The following is an 18905-nucleotide window of genomic DNA, read 5'->3' as shown; positions in this document are numbered from 1 at the left end:
ACGCTTTTGTGCTGTTCTATTATAGCTTGGCAAACTGTGAATTTAATTTGACTTAGATGAAGGCAAGTCGCTTTCCAGAACTTCCTTTAAGATCAGGGCATGATTATGCTCTTTATCCTTGGCTGCGTACAATAAGATAAGACGTTGTTTTTTTTGCAGGTCCTGAAGTTCAGCCAATTTTTTTATCTTTTCATCATCATTCAGTAATTCTTTTTTATACGCTTTTTTAAAATCCTCAAATTTTTCAGGATCATGATTAAACCACTTTCTTAAGTCTGGTGTAGGTGTTACTTCTTTTGCCCAATCATCCAGCTTTGCTTCTTTCTTTGAAATTCCCCGGGGCCAGACTAAATCAACTAAAACCCGATAGCCTGTCTCATTCGATTTTTCATAGATACGCTGCAGTACGATAGACATTCATCATTCCACCTTTCCAATCAAGTGTGCTTTCCTTCAATATAACATGTATATATTTAGAACTCTATTGATTGGTTTTTGAAAAATCGATATAAATGAAACTTGAGGGAATAGATAGTTTATGCTCCTTGCTTTCTTTTTCTTGATAAGAACAGCAGGGCACCACCGGCAATAATAAATGCCAGCCCCCAGACCCCTTTCACAGCATAGTTCGAAGCGGTATCAGGCAGCTTTGCTTCTTTTTTCTTATCTAGGTCTGCTTGTGATTCTGGTTCAGCTTTCACTTCAGTCGTTTTTGGTGATACAGGTTTAAATAAAGCTTCGTTGTCAGCTGGGGTTTCTTTGTCAATTCTTTTAATAACTACAGTTTCTGATTCTTTGGGAACCTCTTTTTGAATTGCTTTCCCAGTATCAATAACAGTATCGGAATCTACCATTTCCCCGGAAATAATTATATCAGCAAGAAAATCTCCCTGCAGGCTGTAAATATTAACCTTTAAATCTGCATTTTCAAGCTTTGTTAAATTGAATAATGTTTCCAGTGACAGATTTTCTTCTCCCTGGTCTGTAACAAGCACAAATTCTGCATGTAATTGGAGAACGTCAAGAAATTCATTGAAGATAGACATTAATTCACCAACTTGCCCCGGCGTTAGTTCCTTAATTTTCTCAAATTCAGAAAATGCTATCATCCGGTCAGCTAAATTTAATAATTTCTCAATGGTTTCATCGCTTGTAATGCCAGGAATACTGAAAATATGCTTTTCCAACCGAAGCAGCTCGTCTTCTGTTAAATCAAATTCCTGCATGAAAAAACTCAGATCAAGGAAATCATTGTCTTCCCAAATAAATTCTCCATCTAGATCGTAGGATAAATCATCTAAGAAGACATAATTGTTTATATCCAATTCATTATCAGAAATAAGTTTAAGTATATCTTCTTGACCGATTCCAAAATAGGGGCCAACATTACTTAAATCCTTGTTGATTATTTCTCCAATAAAACCGGATAGCTCATCGATAGTTTTAAAATCTTCCAAATTGCTCCCGTAAAGAGCTAAAGAACTTTCGATATGAGCCTGAGTGACTTGAAAACCGCGAATATTTGTTGCTTCTTCCAGATAACCAGCCAGCTTTTGATCAAAATCAGGGTCTCTTGGCGTTAATACATATAAATAAAATCCAATATTCATCTCGAGGTCATCTAAAAAAACATAATCATCCAGAGTTTCTTCAAACTCAGATAAAGTTGCTTCAAGTGCAGCCTGGTCAATATTATAATCATCATAAATTTGTTTTAAATTACTTCCATCTTTACGGATTACTTCTCCTAAGAACTCTTTTAGCTCTTCGACTGTATCAAATTCCTCTAAATAGGAATCATAGAGAGACAGAGAGAATTCAATATCTTCTTTTGTAACCGAAAAGCCTCGTTCTGTACTAATTTCTTTTAAATAAACATCCAGATCTTTTTGGAAGCTGTTTGGTTGTGCGCCAGCAGCTCCAGGTAAAACGACAAACAAAAATAAGAATAATGCAAAAATTTGTGCCGATTTCCTCATTCGTTCTCCTCATTTCGATTAAAATAACTAACTCAATGATAAAATTATAGCCTTGAAGTCCTTTTCTGGCAATCTATTTTGAAGGATATTTCTTTAATATCTAAAAAATAACAAACATTTAGATCAAAAGTGAATATTTGTAACTTTTTACAGCAAACGTTTACAAAATGCGAAGGTTATGTCACTATATTGGTATACAAGTATTCACTAATAGATAAAGGAGCTAAGCAGTGTGAAGGCATTTTATCCAAAGAAGAAGCTAATAAACGAATCAAAAGGGGAACAAGTAGTTGCAGAGCTCCGGATGCGGATTATTTCCCGTGAAGTAAAGGCAGGCACTGTTCTTTCCGAGAATCAATTGGGGTCTTTATTTCAAGTCAGCCGATCTCCGGTCAGAGAAGCTTTGCGTGTGCTGGCAAATGAGAATCTTGTCCGGCCGGAAAGAATGGGAGCAGTGGTTGTCGGTATCTCAGAAAAAAGTATTGAAGAAATATATGATATCCGTTTAATGATAGAATCCTTTACCTTTGAACGCCTGTTAAAGATGCAGACGGATACACTTGTTCAAGAACTGAAAAAGATGATAGAAATGATGAAAATTGCTATTAAATATCAGGATGTTGATCAATTTTCTTTTTTGGATATTGAATTTCATGAAACGATTATTCAATCGATCGATCATCACCATATTATGATGCTATGGGGTAATTTAAAGCCCGTATTAGAGTGTCTTATAATTTTATCGATGCGTTACCGGATGATGACCGATGAAAAAGATTTTGAACGTATTCTCTATAACCATGAGCTGATTGTGGAAGCCATTGATAAAAAGGAAAAGAAAATGGTGGATTTAGCTTTTGAAAGAAATTTTCATGATGTACAAAATCAGGTGGAGGCTCTCTGGATAGATGAAGAAATAATGAAGGTAGTCAGAGAGTATAGTGTGAAAGAATAGATATATTTATATAAAACAGACAATCCTTTTTCCATGATATAGAATGGTGGAAAGGGATTCAAGTTTTATTTAATGAAAAAGAACGGTAGTGGATAGTCTATATACATTCACTGCCGTTCTTTTTTGGGAAATATAATTCACTTGGAAGAAATAAATTTAAAATTATATTTTTGAGGATGATAATAAACATTTGAAAATTCGAATCTTTGTCCGTTTTTAAACGTGGTGAAAGCTTTTAGATAAAGAAGCGGTGTATCTTCAGTCAGCTGCAAAAGCGACTTTAACTCTGAAGTGGGAAGTATTGGAATAAGCTCCCCATAGCGCTTATCAATCTGAAAGCCTTTTTGTTCGATATATTGATATTTTGATTTTTCCATCACATTAATAGACAGATCAGGAAACAACTTTGAAGGAAGATAAGATTCTTCTACCAGTAATGGCTCATTATCTGCCTGACGCAGTCGTTTAATATAATACACTTTCGCTTCTTTTTCTAGTTCAAGTATTTTTCTGACCTCGTCTGGAGCAGTCATGAGCTGGAACTCCAAAACTTCATTTTTTGAATCATGCTGCAGATTATCCATTTCCTCAGTAAAACCCTGCAATTGCAGAATGTTATGGTCAATTCGTTCATGACCAATATATGTACCGCTTCCCTGCACGCTGTAGAGCAATCCCTCATTGATTAACAGTTTAATAGCTTGACGTATAGTAACTCTGCTGACATCATACATTTTCGATAACTTCAGCTCAGAAGGAATAGCATCCCCTTTGTTCATCGATGCAGCAATAATATCTTCTTTAATTTTATTTGCGATTTGTTTATATAAAGGCAAAGAATTATTTAGCATAATGATCCTCTCTACTTATCTAATGATTAGAACAAGTTTATCATGCTTCTATTTATTTTCATAGCTTGTATTACTTTTGTATTAAAAAGGTATTGATTTTTATATAAATTAGTGTTAAATTTGTATTAAATTATTGAAAGGGGTTTCAATTATGGAGCGAAAAAACTTAGTGATAGCTGGTGGCGGAAGCACATATACACTTGGTATGATCAAGAGTCTTATTTCTGAGAAAGACAATTTTCCGCTAAGAAGTATTATTTTTTTCGATAATGATGAAAAGAGGCAGACGCAAATTGCTGAAGCAGCAGAAATCATTCTAAAAGAACAATATCCGGAGCTGGAGCATTTCGACTGTACTACAGATAAGAAGACAGCTTTTCAGAAAGCTGATGTGGTATTTGTACAAATCCGGACAGGAGGCCTCAAAATGCGGGAACTGGACGAACAGATTCCGTTGCGTCATGGAGTGGTTGGTCAGGAAACTTGTGGTCCCGGTGGCATGGCATATGGATTCCGCTCGATTAAAGATATGATTCAACTCGTTAATGATATACGCTTCTACGCAAAGGACGCATGGATTTTAAATTATACAAATCCGGCAGCTATTGTAGCAGAAGCATTGCGTAGAGTGTTTCCTGATGACTATAAATTGGTCAATATTTGTGATATGCCGATTGCAATTATGCATAGCTATGCTTCTTTATTAGATATGGATGTGTGGGATCTGGTTCCGGAATATTTTGGACTCAACCATTTTGGATGGTTTACAAAATTGGAAGATCTGCAGGGTAATGATTTAACAAATCGAATCAAAGAGAAAATTATACATGAAGGGTTTGTACCTACTGATTCAGAGATTGCCAATGATGTTTCCTGGAAAAAAACATTTGAACAAGCGCGTAATATGTTGCTGGATTTTCCAGAATATTTGCCAAACACATATCTACAGTATTATTTATATCCAGAGGAATTAGCAGAAAAGGAGTCAATTAATAACACGAGAGCAAGGCAGGTGATAAACGGAAGGGAAAAACGTGTACATGAGACATGTCGGCAGATTTGTAAAGATAAGTCGACAGAAAATGTTATTTTGGAAAGCGATATTCATGGTGTGTACATGGTGAGGGCTGCTGCCTCCTTTGTTTACAACCATAAAGAGCTCTATATTGTGATGGTAGAAAATAATGGGGTGATTGCTAATTTACCAAAAGAAGCAATGGTTGAGGTGCCGGCTCTATTGACAGTTAATGGTCCTAAACCATTGGCAATAGGAGAAATCCCGATTTTCTATAAAGGATTGATTGAAGCGCAGTTAGCCTATGAGCAATTGGTGGCGGACGCCTATTTTGAAAGAAGTTATCACAAGCTCTTACAAGCATTAACATTGAATAGAACTGTAGTTGATACAGATAAGGCGAAAGCAATTCTGGATGATTTAATACAGGCGAACGAAGGTTACTGGCCGGAATTACAAAAATAGGGGGAGAGGTAAATGAAACGGCTGATTATTAATGCAGATGATTTTGGATATTCAAGAGCAGTAAATTATGGAATTATAGATGCGCATACGCAAGGTATCCTGACATCGACTACTTTGATGACAAATATGCCTGGGGCAGATCACGCCTATACATTAGGAAAGGAATATTCAGATTTAGGAATAGGAATTCATTTAACGTTAACCTGTGGAAGACCGCTGTTGGATAACCATTATACTCTGGTGGATCCTGATGGTAATTTTAAAAAGCTGCATCATTATCAAAAATTATTTCATATAGATGAAGAAGAATTGTATCGGGAATGGAAAGCACAAATAGAAGCATTCCTGGCATCAGGATTGAGGCCTTCACATTTGGACAGTCATCATCATGTTAATACGCTGCCAGGAATTTTACCAACTTTTATCCGGCTGGCAAAGGAATATAAATTGCCGGCTCGTAACAATTTTGAACAAGAAAATGGAAGTCAAATACGTACCACTGACAGTTTTGAATATAACCCGGAAGTTCTATTGAAATCAGAAAAGGAATTAGAAGAGTTGTACGGAGACGCCAATACAATTGAAATTATGTGTCATCCAGCTTATTTAGATAAGCATATTATGGAAGGATCTTCCTATGTTATGCCGCGTATCGAAGAGTTGTACATGCTGACACATCAAGATACTACTGCAAAGCTCAGAGATGGAAAAGTTTTTGAATTAATCAGTTTCCACCAATTAAATGAGGGAGATGAAGTCTCATGAAACGATTTATGCAAAAACTAGGGAAGTCTATGCTTATTCCTATTGTTACCATGCCGATAGCGGGAATTCTATTCCGATTAAGTGCTCCGGATTTACTGGACATTCCACTGTTCCAGGCAGCAGGAGTCATTTTTTCACAGATGGCGGTACTGATAGCAATTGGAATTGCTATTGGGCTTGCTAAAACAAAGGATAGAGGAATCCCGGCTTTAACTGGCTTTTTGGCCATTACTGTTTTGAATGAAGGATTGCGGATCATGAATCCGGATTTGGATATGGGAGTTTTTGGCGGTGTCATCTCCGGCCTGATTGCTGCAGCTGTATATAACCAATTTAAAAATACAAAGCTGCCATCTATGCTCTCCTTCTTTGGAGAAGAAAAATTACCAATTACGATGATTATTCTAATTATGATTCCGGTTTCAGGGTTATTCTCTTTAGTATGGCCTTATGCGCAGATGGGGATTGATTCTTTCGCGCAGACGCTAGTTGGTTTGGGAGCTTTAGGAATCTTTATTTTTGGCTTCTTAAACCGATTTTTACTTCCTTTTGGTTTACATCATGTGCTGAATACGTATATTTATTTTGGTCTGGGGAGCTATACTACAGAGTCAGGTGAGGTAGTGACAGGAGAGATCACCCGTTTTCTAAATGGAGATCCGACAGCAGGATATTTCTTGGGCGGTTTCTTTGTCACTATTATTTTCGGTGTTCCGGCCATAGCGTTAGCAATTACTAGAGCTGCACATAAAAAGAAAAAAGCGGAAACGAAAGCCCTGATGAGCTCCGGAGCATTAACATCCAGTGTAGCGGGGATCACAGAACCGGTAGAATTTACATTTATTTTCACATCTCCGTTGCTCTATTTTATTCATTCTATTTATACAGGTTTAGCAGGTGCAACGTTATATTTACTTCATATCCGGCACGGTTTCTCATGGGGCGGGAGTGCGATTGATTATGCATTGAACCTTGGTATATCTGATTATGGGATTTATATTATTCCAGTAGGACTCGCTTTTGCTGCACTTTATTACTTTACTTTCTATACAATTATTGTGAGGAAAAATATTAAGGTTATTGGTCGTGAGGACGATGCGGAGTTTAGTGAAGAATCTACAGAAGCAGAGAAAGATTTGGAACTAAGCCATGGAAAGCATGAGTATATGGCAAAGAAGATTGTTGAAAATATTGGTGGTATAGATAATCTGGTTGACTATGAAAATTGCATGACACGGTTACGGTTGGTAGTGAAGGATGCAGATCTGGTTAATAAGGATAAAATTAAGCAGACAGGGGCACACGGGGTTGTGAAAATTGATAATCAACATGTTCAAATTATTATTGGGCCTGCTGCTGGAAGTGTACTCGGAGAATTCAAGAAAATTGTGGAAAAAGACTAGCAAAGTTAAACAGCAGAGAGTGAAGCCCGATATTTGCATAGAGGGGACATAGCTCTCTGCTATCATGCATGGATAGATATTTTTATTATCAAAATAAATAGTATTAATGGATGCTGTCTTCCTGTATGATTTTCCCGTCACGCATTTCAATCACATGATCCACGTAATCCAGCATATCCATATCATGTGTGACCATTAAAACTGTAATATGCCGCTCTTTGGAAAGTCTCTGAATTAGCCTCATCACTTCCTGAGAGCGTTTTGAATCAAGACTGGCTGTAGGCTCATCTGCAAAAAGCACCTTGGGACTGTGAATGATTGCCCTTGCCACTGCAACGCGCTGCTTCTCGCCTCCAGATAATGAGGGCGGATAAGCGTTTTTTCGTTTCCACATATCAACAAGCTCTAAAACCTGTCTAATTTCCTTTTTCTGTTCTTGCTTGGAAAGGGAGGATTCGGCAGTCTCCAGCATTAAAGCCAGCTGTTCCTCTACGGTTAAAAAAGGTACTAAGTGTGCGAATTGAAAAATAAAACCAAACTGCTTTGCCCGAATTTGACGCAGTTCCTCGCTCCGCATAGATGTCAGCTCCTGCTGCTCGAAGGAAATCTGTCCATCGGAAGCTGTCTGTAATCCTGCGGCAATGGTGAGTAATGTGCTCTTACCGGATCCGGAAGCTCCTGTTAAGGCAGTAATTTTTCCCTCAGGCAGTGTGACATCAATCCCTTTTAATATTTCTTCTTTAACCTCTCCATGAGCAAATGTTTTTCGGACATTCTTCATCGTAAATAAACTCATTTTATATCTCTCCCTGCTGTATAGCCTGCATTGGTTCTACACGCTTGATTTGAATACCGGATAACGTCGCACCGATAAATCCGATGATGATAAAAACAAGAGAGAGCCGTCCTGTTGCCTGCCAGGTTAGGTGAAAAGGCATCCCGCCTGGTGCTAACAATTGGAAAGCTTGACTGATTAAGGCAGACAAAATTAGTGAGATAACAGAAATGATAAACATCTGCGCCCACATCATTTGAAACAGCTTTCCTGTTTTAACTCCAATTGCCTTTAAAATGCCGTAAATACCAAGCTTTTGCACATTAATCATATAGAAAAAGATGGCAAATAGCATGCCACTGATAACGAGCAGAAAGATAACAATCATATTCAATGACAGCTGTTCTGCACTGTAACTTGGAATTGTGTTTAAAAATTCACTATTTGAAAAGGCCTGCAGCTCTTCAAAGGCAGTTGCTTCATTTGAATTTTGCGCCACTGAGTCAGCAACGAATGCAATTTGCATAGTGTCTGTATGGAACAAAGCTTGAAAATCATCCGGATTGATAAAGGCCGCCGCTGAGTGGCTGAATTTTTCATGATTGACAAACTCTGCTACCGTTAAAGGCTGATCCCATTGTTCATTAGTGATCTCGTCGCCAACCGCAATTCCTTCTTCTTCAAGCGATGCATCTAAAATAACTTCTCCAGAGTTAACCTGTGGGTAATATGAGCTGTTTGTGGCTGCTACATAAGCAACGCTGCGCTGTTTATCAGAGGTGTCGATAAAATTTCTCATTTGAATCGAGAAGAAAGCTGCTTCAGGCTGGGCTTCTGTTATTTCCTGCTGCTGTTCTTCTGAAAGGCTGGAGAAGCTGTAGGTTTCATCCGCTTCCTCCTCCATATAAAATGTTCCATCCGGTAAATTTTTAATCAGGGAAGCATTATCCTGTGAAAGTCCATTTGCCAGTCCGGATATAATAAAAGTTAATAAGCTGATCAGGAAAACAATCGAGCCTAAAATCGTATAACGTAATTTGTTTTTCTTCATTTCTTTCCATGCCATTTTCATCTTGCTTAAACCTCCTGTATCTTTCGTATACTAAGAAGTATATAAAGAGAATATGAACGCAGTATGAACAGAAAATTTCAAATGAGCTTTTATAGAGAAGTATCTGTAAAACTTCAGCTCGTTGACTGAAGCTTCATAATTGGCTTCTATCAAAGGACATAACAATGGATGGTGTGAATAAACTGTGGATAGAGAGCTGTGAACACGAATTTGAAATTATCAGAACCTGGATTGTAAATCATACTCTTAACCAGTATTCATGCCTTAGAAAAACAAAGAAAAAAGCATCTAACCACAAATAGTCAGATGCTGTATCAACACATATTAATTTTCCTTTAGAGGCAATTTCACCGTAAAAGTAGTACCAGCTGCTTCATTAGCCTGAACGCTGACCGTACCGCCATGCAATTCTACAATCGTTGCCACAATAGATAATCCCAAGCCAGTTCCCTTTACACTTCTGGTACGGGAAGCATCTGCCCGGTAAAAACGGTCAAATATACGTTCTGCCTCTTCTTGGGATATGCCAATCCCTGTGTCTGCAAAAGAAATAGAGCAGTGCTCCCCGGTGTAAGTGAGCTGGATGTCAATGCTGCCGCCTGGCTGATTGTATTTTAAGGCATTGGACAGCAGGTTATCCCAAACCGTATTTAGCAGGGAAGGATCAGCGTCAATTTCCAAGTCAGGAAGTGTATAGCTCAGCATAATTTCTTTTTCCTGAACCAGCCATTGATAGCTCGTTAGTAAGCTTTTTAGCTGGCTGCTGATATTAAAGTGTTTCTTTTTCACAATATGTTGATTCTGGTCAAGGGAAGAGAGGAGCAGAAGCTGATCTGTCATAATGGACAGCCGGCTAATCTCTTCATTAATAATTGAGGTATACTGATTCTTTTCTTCTTCTGAAATTCCTTTATCACTGAGTAAATTTGTATACCCTTTAATATTTGATAATGGAGATTGGATATCATGTGAAATATTTGAAACAAATTCTTTGCGCAGCCGGTCATTTTTCTCAATTTGCTCCGCCATTTGCGAGAAGCTTGTGGATAACTCTCCTAATTCATCTTTTCGCTTCGTTTGTATAGTGTTGACTTGAAAATTCCCTTTAGCCAGCTGTTTTGTTGCAGTGCTCAGCCGGGAAATAGGCTTGACAAGATAGTTTGTGCTTAAGAGAACAAATAAAATACTTAAAATAATTGTTAAAGCAAAAAGCACACCAAACAATAAATGCATCTCGTTAAACAGCAATTTGATATCCGGCCGGATAAATAAAGCATAGGATTCACCCTGATAAGTAATGGGTACGCCAATGGAATTTTTTAATTCATTTGCAAAAAAGCCTGTTACAAAGGTTTTTCTGGGGAAATGAACCATTCCATGAAAAATATCCCCATCTAATACCTTTTGTATTTCAGCATTTGTTAAGTTGTTTTCCCGGAATGCTGATCCAAACAGCTGTTCTTCCCCGTTGTTATCCACAAGGTACAGTTGATAACCGATATCTGCCATGTTTGTTAAGTAGTCAGTAATTGCTATTTCTTGATTGTTTTCAATAAAAGCAGCCATATCTAAAGCGATTATCGTATTTTTTTCGTCATTTTGAGGCTTGAGAGAATACTGATAGTAGGTGTTTGATATGAAGAAGGCAATAACACCGCTAAGAAACATGATACCGATTGTGACTGCAGCGAATTTAGCATAAAGTGATCGCATCATTCTTCCGGCTCCAGACAGTAGCCGACTCCGCGGACTGTTTTAATGGAAAATGAAGAAGTTAAGGAGGAAAAGCGCTGCCTCAGCCGTTTAATATGCACATCCACTGTCCGCTCATCTCCTTCGTAGTCCATTCCCCATATTTTTTCAATCAGCTGTGTTCGTGAAAACACATGCTGTGGATAAGTTGCCAATAGTGCCAATAATTCAAACTCCTTCAAGGGAAGTAAAAGTGTTTTATCCCCAAGCTTTACTTCATAATTATTCAGATTGATTTCTGTATCTCCAAATTGTATAGTGTCTGTATTGTTTTCCTGCTGATACCGGCGCAACAGTGCCTGGACACGGAAAATCAGTTCACGAGGTTCAAATGGTTTTACTAAATAATCATCTGTTCCTGCAAGAAAGCCTTCTTCTTTATCCTCGATTTGGCCTTTGGCTGTGAGTATTATAATTGGAATATCATATTGTTTGCGAATTTCTTTAGTCAGCTGAAAACCATCCATAAATGGCATCATCACATCTACAACAGCTAAATCGCAATGTGCTTTTTTTAATATGGCCAGTGCCTCCGTACCATCCTTTGCTTCGGAAACGAGAAAGCCTTCCTTCTCCAGCTGAATACGGACAAGCTGAAGGATATGGGTATCATCGTCAACAATTAATATACTTTGCATGTGGGTAATCTCCATTCACATTAAATATTGCTTGTCCTAAGCTTACTGCAAATCAAAGGAAGCTGCCAAATTATTCGACTGATTTTATCTTATTCACAGGTACATAACGAATATGCCAATAAATCAGTCCTATTCCCAGCAGTACACTGATAATAGAAAAAATCAGCATTCCTAAAAGTCCAAATTTCAAGTACCCGAAGAGGAGCCCGATAACCAAAAGAATAGGTGAGCTTAAACGCAGGACGCTTGTTTCTAAGGAACTTCGCAGCATTGGCTCCTTCCAAGAGAAAAGCTCGATAAAGGAATTAAACCTGAAGCCAAGCCAGCCGTTTTTTGTAATATCCACAATGATATAAATTGAAGCAAGCCAAAAAAGATAGCTGGTCCAGTACGGTGCGGATAATATCAGTACCGCAATGAGAAGCGCTGTGAGCTGGACAAGCGGCATCAGCACAGGCAGATTGCGGAAGAAAGATTTAAAATAGGCATCTGTAAAAATCATCGCGCTGCTTTGCTTTTGGAACATAACCTGTGAGTTCTTCCAGAGCCATACCGGCTTTGAAGAAGGAAGCTTGTAGCCTTGCTGTTTCACGTTTGTAAGCAATAAATTGGCCAATATACCTCTCGCATGTTCATCCATCTCAGCAATTTTTAAGAAATGCATTCCATTATAAGAGAGCTTATTAGCCAGGATTATAATCGTTATAAAACTAATAATTATCCACAATATCCACAGAAGGAAATGGGATATGATAACCTGCGAGAGGCTTATCCACAACGCGAGAACGGTGATATAAGATAGAGTGCGTAAAATAAAAGATGAAATATGAATCTGCGCATACTTTTTCCACAATGTAACCAAACTTACGCCCGAGAGATAATAAACCCACAGGTAGCCTGAGGATAGAAGAGATAAAGAGAATATTTTACTTAGAAAAGGTACAATAACTAGAAATAGCAGTGTTGCGGTAAATAACATTATGCAGATTGAATAGATGATGCCGTACTGGGAAATGCGCCGCAATAAAGGAATATTTCTGCTTAGGAAAAGCTGATCTGCCAGGTAAGTGAATAACCTTATATTATGTAAGAAAAAGCTTATCCCCAAAAGAATCATCCAGCCATTCCAGCCAATCAGGTTTAAAATAAAAGGTATGTCCTCCAGCCACTCCATGTAGAAAAATACACCAATAGCGATGCCGGGAATTAATAAATAGATAAATAATGTCCAATCCAGTACAAGTTTACTGGCTTTCCATAAATTCTGATAATCTGACTGGAGCCGTTTAAAGAATAAAGTGCGTGCGGTTCTGTTCATGATGAATCCTCCTCCAGCAGTTCATAAAAACAGTCTAACAGGGAAGTGTCATCAGGTTGACTTGTTTCTGTCCGAAGCTCCTGTAAGGCCCCTTGGAAGACAGTATGCCCTTCATTTAAAAGAATAAATCGGTCGCATAGCTTCTCCGCAGAATCCAGTACATGCGTAGACATTAACAAGGCGGCACCACGCTCTTTTTCCTGATAGATCAGGTTGATCAGATGTTTTGTTGCGATAGGATCTAAACCGATAAAGGGCTCATCAATGATATAAATATCCGCTTCTGTCATAAAGCTGAGACAAATCAATGTTTTTTGCCGCATTCCCTTGGAAAAATGGATTGGCAGCTCATGCTCTTTACCGGTAAGGGAGAATTTTTTTAGAAGATCCTTTGCCCGGGACTCCCAGATATCCTGCGGCATTTCATAAGATGTCGCAGCAAGCCGCAGATGCTCCCAAAGCGTAAGACGATCATAAAGAATGGGCTCTTCAGGGATATAAGCCAGCTGTTTGCCTTCTTCTAATTCAATACTTCCATGGAAGTGCTCGATGGTGCCGATAATAGATTTGATAGTCGTACTTTTCCCTGCGCCGTTTGCTCCGATAAGACCGACGATTTCACCGGGATTAATAGTGAAACTAATATTTTTTAAGTAAAGCTCTTTTTGCTGATATCCTGCCGAATCGATATGTACCTGCAGCATGTAATCCCCTCCATGAGTTATAGGATATGTTTGCATTTATGTATATTAGATATACGATAATCAGGCGGAAAAGTTTCGTTACCATAAGATATAAAGGAGATTAAAGGTTATTTTCATTTACCGCAGCAGTTGTATTAATCTGATAGCTTGGCGATCGCAAATGAAGTTTCACTTTAGTTGATTGCGTTCAGGTATGCTATTCCATTAATATAGATATAATAAAAATAATTAGAATATTATTACATAAGGAGGCTGATAGAATGGCAACGTATGAGGATTTTATGAAAATTGATTTACGTGTAGGTACTGTATTACATGCAGAACCGCTCGAAAAGGCACGTGTTCCTGCGATTAAATTACGGATTGATTTTGGGGAAGAGATTGGTGAAAAACAATCCTCTGCACAAATTACCAAACGCTATACACCAGAGGATCTGATAGGACGTCAGGTGGTTGCAGTTGTTAACTTCCCGCCGAGGAGAATTGCCGGCTTTAAATCAGAGGTGCTTGTCGTTGGCGGGGTAGAAGAAGAGGGAGATGTCGTTTTACTTGGTCCGGATCAACAAGTGACGAATGGCACGAAAATTTCGTAAAACAGATCAGATTAATGCAGTGTTTAGGTAAGGCAAAAGGAGGAAGCAATATGTTAACAAAAAACAAATTATCCTCTTCTTAAGCCTGATAGCAATTGCCGTTATATTAAATGCAGCAATAAGATTCTCCAGATTTGTAGATATAGCAGTTTTAGGATTCTTTGTTATTTTGGGATGCTGGTTCCGTTATAGCAATCATCGAAAAAGAGAAGATAAAAACAGTCAATGAAACTTGACAGGTCATCGTTTGAAATGAATTAAAAATGAGAAATGTCCATTCATCTGAGTTATTTTCAGCTCGCATGAATGGACACTTTTTATTCACTTTCATTCACAGGCTGCTCGATGCTCCCCATAAATAAAATGATATTCTCCTCTGTATTGGTAATGGTGAATAGAAAAGGGCGATTGATATCCATCTGGAAGGTATCCTGTATAATTGCAGCTGATTCTTTAATGGCAACAGAGGTAGATCCTGCTGCTTCCGTACCTTCCTCGTTAACGTCTATAAATGTTTTATGATAAATTTCGTCGATATAAGCCCCTTTATCTTCTATAGATGTGAACATATTAGAAAAATTAGCTTCATTCGGGGCGAAAGCCTGTTCCATGCCGAGATCAATAAAAAGATCATTGAGTTCAGATTCATATTCCAATGTGAAGGAGGGAAGAAATACAGTTCCTGTCTGTTTCTCCATGTCATCTGTCCATTCCTGCCATTTTTCTAAAGAAAAATCTGCCTGGAAATCTGCAAAGCTTGTATCCTCGTTTGGCAGGAAAATCTGCATTTGTATGGTTTCTTCCTCCTCATAAGGCAGAGAAACAACCTGAACCTCATCATTTCCTGAGTAATTTAGTTCCTCTTCGTACAACACCATTGTAGGTGTGTCGATAACAGAGTCATCTGCTAAATGAAATTCCTGTTCCTCTGTTAAGCTCTCATCAAAAGGATATGTCCAATCACCTTGAAAGTAAACGGCATTGAGCAAGAATAAAATTAGGTTAGGAGAAATCTTATCTATCATCTTATCGATCCGGTCATTTGTCTGCTCTGCAACCCAGTCATTGATTGCATCGGTTGTTGTCACGGGCTCTATCTGAGCAAGATAAGATGTTTCCAGCATTTCTTGATAAGCAGATTCAATCTCCATATCTTCCCTGAACCAGACAGCATTTGCGAGATACAGCTCCAGTTCCTCATTATCTTCGGACTGTTTCGTTAACAGAGCATGGTTTGCAGAAAGTAAGGCATCAGAATCAATATTTTCTATACCGAGTACTTCTGCCATTTCTTCTTTTGTCTCTCCTCCGGCGCCATGATAGGTCATATTCAATGCAGTCCAGATACTGATAGGAGAGATAAATAAATTGCCATCCTCATTTTTGTCTAATCCGGCGAATGCTTCAAAACCAAGCTGGTTCAATCCTGACTGGACAGTTTCTTTGGATGCATTGTCCGGCTGTTCTATATCGTCAGCTGGGTTTTCTTGCACCGAATCAGAGGTATTGCAAGCGCTTAAAAAAATGACTATAAAAAGACAAAGTAATTTTTTCATCATTTTAACAGCATCCTCTCATTTGATTTTGTTAAACATATCATACATGGAGAAGAGGGACAAGCTTATTTGGAAGGAAATACTAAATTGAATAAAAGAAAACCATATTAAGCTGAGGGCTTAATATGGCTGCTATTGCCGTTATGAAGATACTTTTTTTTCGAAAATCTCTAATAGTTCCGAAACCAATTCATAAGAGTAAGAAGCTTGAGAATAATGGTCTTCCGCATGAATAACCAGAAAGGGCAAATTTTCCTCCGAATTTTCCGACAGCCTAGAAAGAAGTTTCAGATGTACGCTTGATGCTTGTACGATTAGATCATTTGCTTCTTTTAACAGCTTGCGTGCTTCTTCATACTCGTCTACTTTTACCTTTTTTAAAGCGACTAGTGTATCGCTTTTGGCCTGCCCGGCAAGCGCAATAATTTCAAAAGCACCTGCTTCTAAAGAAGGGGTTTCGTTTTGTTGATTCTCTGCCATGGACTGTGTCCTCCAATCATTATTTAAGAGTGTGAAGCAATTTAGAAATCAAATGCGTCATCTTCCTCTATTTCTTTCTCATTTTGTTCTTTTATCAATTGAGCCTTCTCCATTGCTTTGAAGAAAGGATAATAGATAAGCCCCATCACAATAATATTTACAAATGGCAGGATGACAGCTTTCCAATCAAGCGTCATAATAAATGCCCCGACACCAGGCGGTAAGAATCCAGGCGGCTCTACAATTGGATAACCAATCAAACCAGAGCTGAAGAGCAGGTAGGAAATTCCGCCAATAATTGGTGGAGCAAAGATAAATGGGACAAATAAAAATGGATTCAGTACAATCGGTGTCCCGAAAATGACTGGTTCATTAATACCGAATAAAGATGGAATAAAAGCAACCTTTCCAATTGGACGTAATGTATCCGATTTGCTTCGCATCATTAAAAATACAAGCCCCAGGGTAATTCCCGATCCTGTTACCGATAATATACTGTAATAAAAGCCCATGGTAAAGATATGCGCAGCCTCACCGCCGGCAGCAATGTTGTTTGCATTCGTTGCCATATAGGTAGTAGCGATTGGCAGCCAGACGCTGGATGTAATTGCAGCACCATGTAAACCAAAGAACCAGAGCAGCTGCGTTAAGAAAAGAATAAGCACTACTGCAAAAATATTGTCAATACTCTGAATTGCAGGAGCGAGAACACTCATAATAACCTGCGGAAATGCTTTTCCGGCAAATTCAAAGGAAAGAATAGAGATTACTGTAAATACGACAATATTAATAATCATTGGAACTAAATTGTTAAAGCTCTTAGCAACAATGCTTGGAACATCTTTTGGCAGACGAATAACAAGTGATTTGCTATTTAAGAAGCGGGTAATTTCAACGATTCCTAAACTGACAATAATACTGACAAACAAGCCTTGTGCATCAAGGTTCGCTGTTCCAAAACCGCCATCTATTACTTCTGCTCCGACAATAAATTGGCAGATCACTGCTGTAATTCCAATCTCGATGGAGTTCATCTTATATTTTCTGGCCAGTGATTCTGCAATAAAGAATGCAGAGTATAGCGAAATGATTCCCATTGTGAAATTAAATGGCAGCATAAATTTATCCAGATGGGTGCCGATAAAAGCTGCGACACTGTTTCCTTCCGGGAGAATATTCATTAAAGCAATCGATAATAAACAAAAAGAGCCGATAATAATGATAGGTACGATACTCATCATACCTTCTTTAACTGCCTGAATATGCACTTGGTTTTCTATCTTTTTTGCAACAGGTAATAAGTACTTCTGTAAGGATTGCTGAAATCTTGATTCTGTCTCGGCCAAAGCTATTCATCCCCTCTGTAAATCTTTTTATTTTGAAATAAATTACTGCCAAAGAGTATTTATTTGGCAGTAACTATTATCATGATTACCTAGTTTTTGTACAGTTTGATCGCTAACTTAATGATTGCCGCAGCATCTATACGCCCGTAATCTACTAGATCAATCGTGCCGGCCTTTACTTGATGGCGCTGGCACACTTCATGGATGGAATCTTCTCTGGAACGAATTTGTGGAGCGATAAGCACCACATCGATATCTTTTGCTTCAAGGGTTGGTCCCAATTGGTTTACAGAGGTTGCTTCCACGTTCATTTCTTTATGCTTTAGTTTTTCATGCTCCGCGATAAACGCCTGCATTTTTTGAACTAAATAGCCAGTGGATGCACCTGCTTCACAGATTAAAAGAATATTCATTAATAATCTCTCCTTTAGTTAGAATCACAGCATGCTTTATCTAGCTTTATTCATATTTCAGTACTGCCAGGGGTTGCTTTTGAATGTGGACTCTACAGCCTCTTCCGGATTATATTTCTTAAGAATTTCTTCATAACGTGCTTTGTAATCATTATCTACTTCTTTTTGAGGGATAACTTTACTTGCTTCATTTAGGAAATGGAAAGAATCGCGTCCCATTGCTTTTCCTTTTGTTGTATGTTTATCAAGAGCGATGTCTGGAATCTCTGGAAGGTATCCCATTGCAAAGCTTTTAGAAACAATATTTTTTAATAAGTCGCTGGAACGATCTTTTTCACATGCACATAGGTAACGAATGGCATGGAAGAAGAATAATGGACGATCACCGTCTGCATAAACAAACTTTTGACTCATATCATGTAAATTATTAATTAGGATAGCTGCTTGAGGGTCTCCCATCCCAATATCTTCTACAGAAATAGCAATTAATCGTCTCCATAGCTTGTCCTCCGCCTGTGGAGAAGTGATATAGAGCTCATATGCAAATGCACAGGCGTCCTCCTCTTTTCCTCTGCGGATACTTTTTTGTAAGCTGGAGATTATTTCCTCGGAAATAAATCCGTTTCTTGTATAGGTTCTTGCCCAAGGGTCTTCTGTAAAATGCTGCATTTTGTTTCCTCCTCAAATCAGAATGTTGTGGTGCTTATTTAATGAATATGTTTCTCTTTAAGACTGTTCCTGTTGCAATACGGTAAATCAGCGTACTTATCAGAGGATGTTCACGTACCGTAAGAATCAACATTGTAAGCCTGGAATGGTTCCTGT

General features: G+C 38.3%; 19 protein-coding genes. 5 read left to right on the top strand and 14 right to left on the bottom strand.

Going from position 1 to position 18905, the window contains the following annotated elements; all coding sequences use genetic code 11:
* Positions 1 to 42 precede the first annotated feature (42 nt).
* Complete coding sequence (locus tag BN1068_RS08690; protein ID WP_077602465.1) at positions 43 to 417, bottom strand: DUF488 domain-containing protein; 375 nt, start codon at positions 415 to 417, stop codon at positions 43 to 45.
* A gap of 119 nt (positions 418 to 536) precedes the next feature.
* Complete coding sequence (locus BN1068_RS08685) at positions 537 to 1979, bottom strand: processed acidic surface protein (RefSeq protein WP_077602464.1); 1443 nt, start codon at positions 1977 to 1979, stop codon at positions 537 to 539.
* 232 nt (positions 1980 to 2211) lie between these two features.
* Here BN1068_RS08685 and BN1068_RS08680 point away from each other — a divergent pair, with 232 nt between their 5' ends.
* The gene (locus BN1068_RS08680; protein WP_254846735.1) at positions 2212 to 2934 is read left to right on the top strand and encodes a GntR family transcriptional regulator; all 723 of its coding nucleotides are present in this window, start codon (positions 2212 to 2214) and stop codon (positions 2932 to 2934) included.
* Between the two features lie 137 nt (positions 2935 to 3071).
* On the opposite strand, the gene BN1068_RS08675 is transcribed toward BN1068_RS08680, so the two are convergent.
* The gene (locus BN1068_RS08675) at positions 3072 to 3785 is read right to left on the bottom strand and encodes a GntR family transcriptional regulator (protein ID WP_077602463.1); all 714 of its coding nucleotides are present in this window, start codon (positions 3783 to 3785) and stop codon (positions 3072 to 3074) included.
* Positions 3786 to 3936: 151 nt separating this feature from the next.
* Here BN1068_RS08675 and BN1068_RS08670 point away from each other — a divergent pair, with 151 nt between their 5' ends.
* Genes BN1068_RS08670 through BN1068_RS08660 form a run of 3 tightly spaced genes read left to right on the top strand, consistent with a single transcriptional unit; the run spans position 3937 to position 7433 of the window.
* The gene (locus tag BN1068_RS08670) at positions 3937 to 5265 is read left to right on the top strand and encodes a 6-phospho-alpha-glucosidase (protein WP_077602462.1); all 1329 of its coding nucleotides are present in this window, start codon (positions 3937 to 3939) and stop codon (positions 5263 to 5265) included.
* 12 nt (positions 5266 to 5277) lie between these two features.
* A complete protein-coding gene (chbG, locus tag BN1068_RS08665) occupies positions 5278 to 6030 on the top strand; it encodes a chitin disaccharide deacetylase (RefSeq protein WP_077602461.1) in 753 nt (250 codons plus the stop codon).
* Complete coding sequence (locus BN1068_RS08660; RefSeq protein ID WP_077602460.1) at positions 6027 to 7433, top strand: PTS transporter subunit EIIC; 1407 nt, start codon at positions 6027 to 6029, stop codon at positions 7431 to 7433. Before chbG ends, BN1068_RS08660 begins: the two co-directional genes overlap by 4 nt.
* Before the next feature lie 103 nt (positions 7434 to 7536).
* Here BN1068_RS08660 and BN1068_RS08655 read toward each other — a convergent pair whose 3' ends face one another.
* The 6 genes from BN1068_RS08655 to BN1068_RS08630 form a co-directional block, all read right to left on the bottom strand.
* Positions 7537 to 8229: an ABC transporter ATP-binding protein gene (locus BN1068_RS08655; RefSeq protein WP_077602459.1), complete on the bottom strand. Its 693-nt coding sequence runs from the start codon at positions 8227 to 8229 to the stop codon at positions 7537 to 7539.
* Position 8230: 1 nt separating this feature from the next.
* Positions 8231 to 9280: an ABC transporter permease gene (locus tag BN1068_RS08650; protein ID WP_077602458.1), complete on the bottom strand. Its 1050-nt coding sequence runs from the start codon at positions 9278 to 9280 to the stop codon at positions 8231 to 8233.
* A 324-nt stretch (positions 9281 to 9604) separates the two neighbouring features.
* Positions 9605 to 10996: a sensor histidine kinase gene (locus BN1068_RS08645; RefSeq protein ID WP_311200253.1), complete on the bottom strand. Its 1392-nt coding sequence runs from the start codon at positions 10994 to 10996 to the stop codon at positions 9605 to 9607.
* Complete coding sequence (locus BN1068_RS08640) at positions 10993 to 11670, bottom strand: response regulator transcription factor (RefSeq protein WP_077602457.1); 678 nt, start codon at positions 11668 to 11670, stop codon at positions 10993 to 10995. The genes BN1068_RS08645 and BN1068_RS08640 overlap by 4 nt, the downstream gene beginning before the upstream one ends.
* 70 nt (positions 11671 to 11740) lie before the next feature.
* Positions 11741 to 12988 (bottom strand): ABC transporter permease, encoded by a 1248-nt coding sequence (locus tag BN1068_RS08635; RefSeq protein ID WP_077602456.1) that lies wholly within the window; start codon positions 12986 to 12988, stop codon positions 11741 to 11743.
* Positions 12985 to 13692: an ABC transporter ATP-binding protein gene (locus BN1068_RS08630; RefSeq protein ID WP_077602455.1), complete on the bottom strand. Its 708-nt coding sequence runs from the start codon at positions 13690 to 13692 to the stop codon at positions 12985 to 12987. The genes BN1068_RS08635 and BN1068_RS08630 overlap by 4 nt, the downstream gene beginning before the upstream one ends.
* A 260-nt stretch (positions 13693 to 13952) precedes the next feature.
* On the opposite strand from BN1068_RS08630, the gene csaA reads away from it, so the two are divergent.
* On the top strand, positions 13953 to 14285 hold the full coding sequence (csaA, locus tag BN1068_RS08625; protein WP_077602454.1) for a chaperone CsaA: 333 nt from the start codon (positions 13953 to 13955) through the stop codon (positions 14283 to 14285).
* A 317-nt stretch (positions 14286 to 14602) separates the two neighbouring features.
* Here csaA and BN1068_RS08620 read toward each other — a convergent pair whose 3' ends face one another.
* From BN1068_RS08620 to BN1068_RS08600, 5 genes are all read right to left on the bottom strand, one after another.
* A complete protein-coding gene (locus BN1068_RS08620) occupies positions 14603 to 15844 on the bottom strand; it encodes a serpin family protein (protein ID WP_077602453.1) in 1242 nt (413 codons plus the stop codon).
* 138 nt (positions 15845 to 15982) lie between these two features.
* Positions 15983 to 16321 carry a PTS lactose/cellobiose transporter subunit IIA gene (locus BN1068_RS08615; protein WP_077602452.1) on the bottom strand — a complete coding sequence of 113 codons (339 nt, stop codon included), beginning with the start codon at positions 16319 to 16321 and terminating at the stop codon, positions 15983 to 15985.
* A 41-nt stretch (positions 16322 to 16362) separates the two neighbouring features.
* Positions 16363 to 17667, bottom strand: a complete 1305-nt coding sequence (locus tag BN1068_RS08610; RefSeq protein WP_077602451.1) for a PTS sugar transporter subunit IIC — start codon at positions 17665 to 17667, stop codon at positions 16363 to 16365.
* A gap of 89 nt (positions 17668 to 17756) precedes the next feature.
* A complete protein-coding gene (locus tag BN1068_RS08605; protein ID WP_077602450.1) occupies positions 17757 to 18080 on the bottom strand; it encodes a PTS sugar transporter subunit IIB in 324 nt (107 codons plus the stop codon).
* Positions 18081 to 18137: 57 nt separating this feature from the next.
* The gene (locus BN1068_RS08600; protein WP_077602449.1) at positions 18138 to 18749 is read right to left on the bottom strand and encodes an AAA family ATPase; all 612 of its coding nucleotides are present in this window, start codon (positions 18747 to 18749) and stop codon (positions 18138 to 18140) included.
* Positions 18750 to 18905: the final 156 nt, after the last annotated feature.

This window comes from Oceanobacillus sojae (assembly GCF_900162665.1).
Lineage (GTDB): Bacteria > Bacillota > Bacilli > Bacillales > Amphibacillaceae > Oceanobacillus > Oceanobacillus sojae_A.
The sequence above is the reverse complement of the archived record's forward strand: the minus strand, read 5'-3'. Positions and strand labels throughout refer to the sequence as shown.

Excerpts from the sequence above, each read along its gene's own strand:
- BN1068_RS08690 (WP_077602465.1), bottom strand. The coding sequence starts at position 417 with ATGTCTATCGTACTGCAGCGTATCTATGAAAAATCGAATGAGACAGGC.
- BN1068_RS08685 (WP_077602464.1), bottom strand. The coding sequence starts at position 1,979 with ATGAGGAAATCGGCACAAATTTTTGCATTATTCTTATTTTTGTTTGTC.
- BN1068_RS08675 (WP_077602463.1), bottom strand. The coding sequence starts at position 3,785 with ATGCTAAATAATTCTTTGCCTTTATATAAACAAATCGCAAATAAAATT.
- BN1068_RS08670 (WP_077602462.1), top strand. The coding sequence starts at position 3,937 with ATGGAGCGAAAAAACTTAGTGATAGCTGGTGGCGGAAGCACATATACA.
- chbG (WP_077602461.1), top strand. The coding sequence starts at position 5,278 with ATGAAACGGCTGATTATTAATGCAGATGATTTTGGATATTCAAGAGCA.
- BN1068_RS08660 (WP_077602460.1), top strand. The coding sequence starts at position 6,027 with ATGAAACGATTTATGCAAAAACTAGGGAAGTCTATGCTTATTCCTATT.
- BN1068_RS08655 (WP_077602459.1), bottom strand. The coding sequence starts at position 8,229 with ATGAGTTTATTTACGATGAAGAATGTCCGAAAAACATTTGCTCATGGA.
- BN1068_RS08650 (WP_077602458.1), bottom strand. The coding sequence starts at position 9,280 with ATGAAAATGGCATGGAAAGAAATGAAGAAAAACAAATTACGTTATACG.
- BN1068_RS08645 (WP_311200253.1), bottom strand. The coding sequence starts at position 10,996 with ATGATGCGATCACTTTATGCTAAATTCGCTGCAGTCACAATCGGTATC.
- BN1068_RS08640 (WP_077602457.1), bottom strand. The coding sequence starts at position 11,670 with ATGCAAAGTATATTAATTGTTGACGATGATACCCATATCCTTCAGCTT.
- BN1068_RS08635 (WP_077602456.1), bottom strand. The coding sequence starts at position 12,988 with ATGAACAGAACCGCACGCACTTTATTCTTTAAACGGCTCCAGTCAGAT.
- BN1068_RS08630 (WP_077602455.1), bottom strand. The coding sequence starts at position 13,692 with ATGCTGCAGGTACATATCGATTCGGCAGGATATCAGCAAAAAGAGCTT.
- csaA (WP_077602454.1), top strand. The coding sequence starts at position 13,953 with ATGGCAACGTATGAGGATTTTATGAAAATTGATTTACGTGTAGGTACT.
- BN1068_RS08620 (WP_077602453.1), bottom strand. The coding sequence starts at position 15,844 with ATGATGAAAAAATTACTTTGTCTTTTTATAGTCATTTTTTTAAGCGCT.
- BN1068_RS08615 (WP_077602452.1), bottom strand. The coding sequence starts at position 16,321 with ATGGCAGAGAATCAACAAAACGAAACCCCTTCTTTAGAAGCAGGTGCT.
- BN1068_RS08605 (WP_077602450.1), bottom strand. The coding sequence starts at position 18,080 with ATGAATATTCTTTTAATCTGTGAAGCAGGTGCATCCACTGGCTATTTA.
- BN1068_RS08600 (WP_077602449.1), bottom strand. The coding sequence starts at position 18,749 with ATGCAGCATTTTACAGAAGACCCTTGGGCAAGAACCTATACAAGAAAC.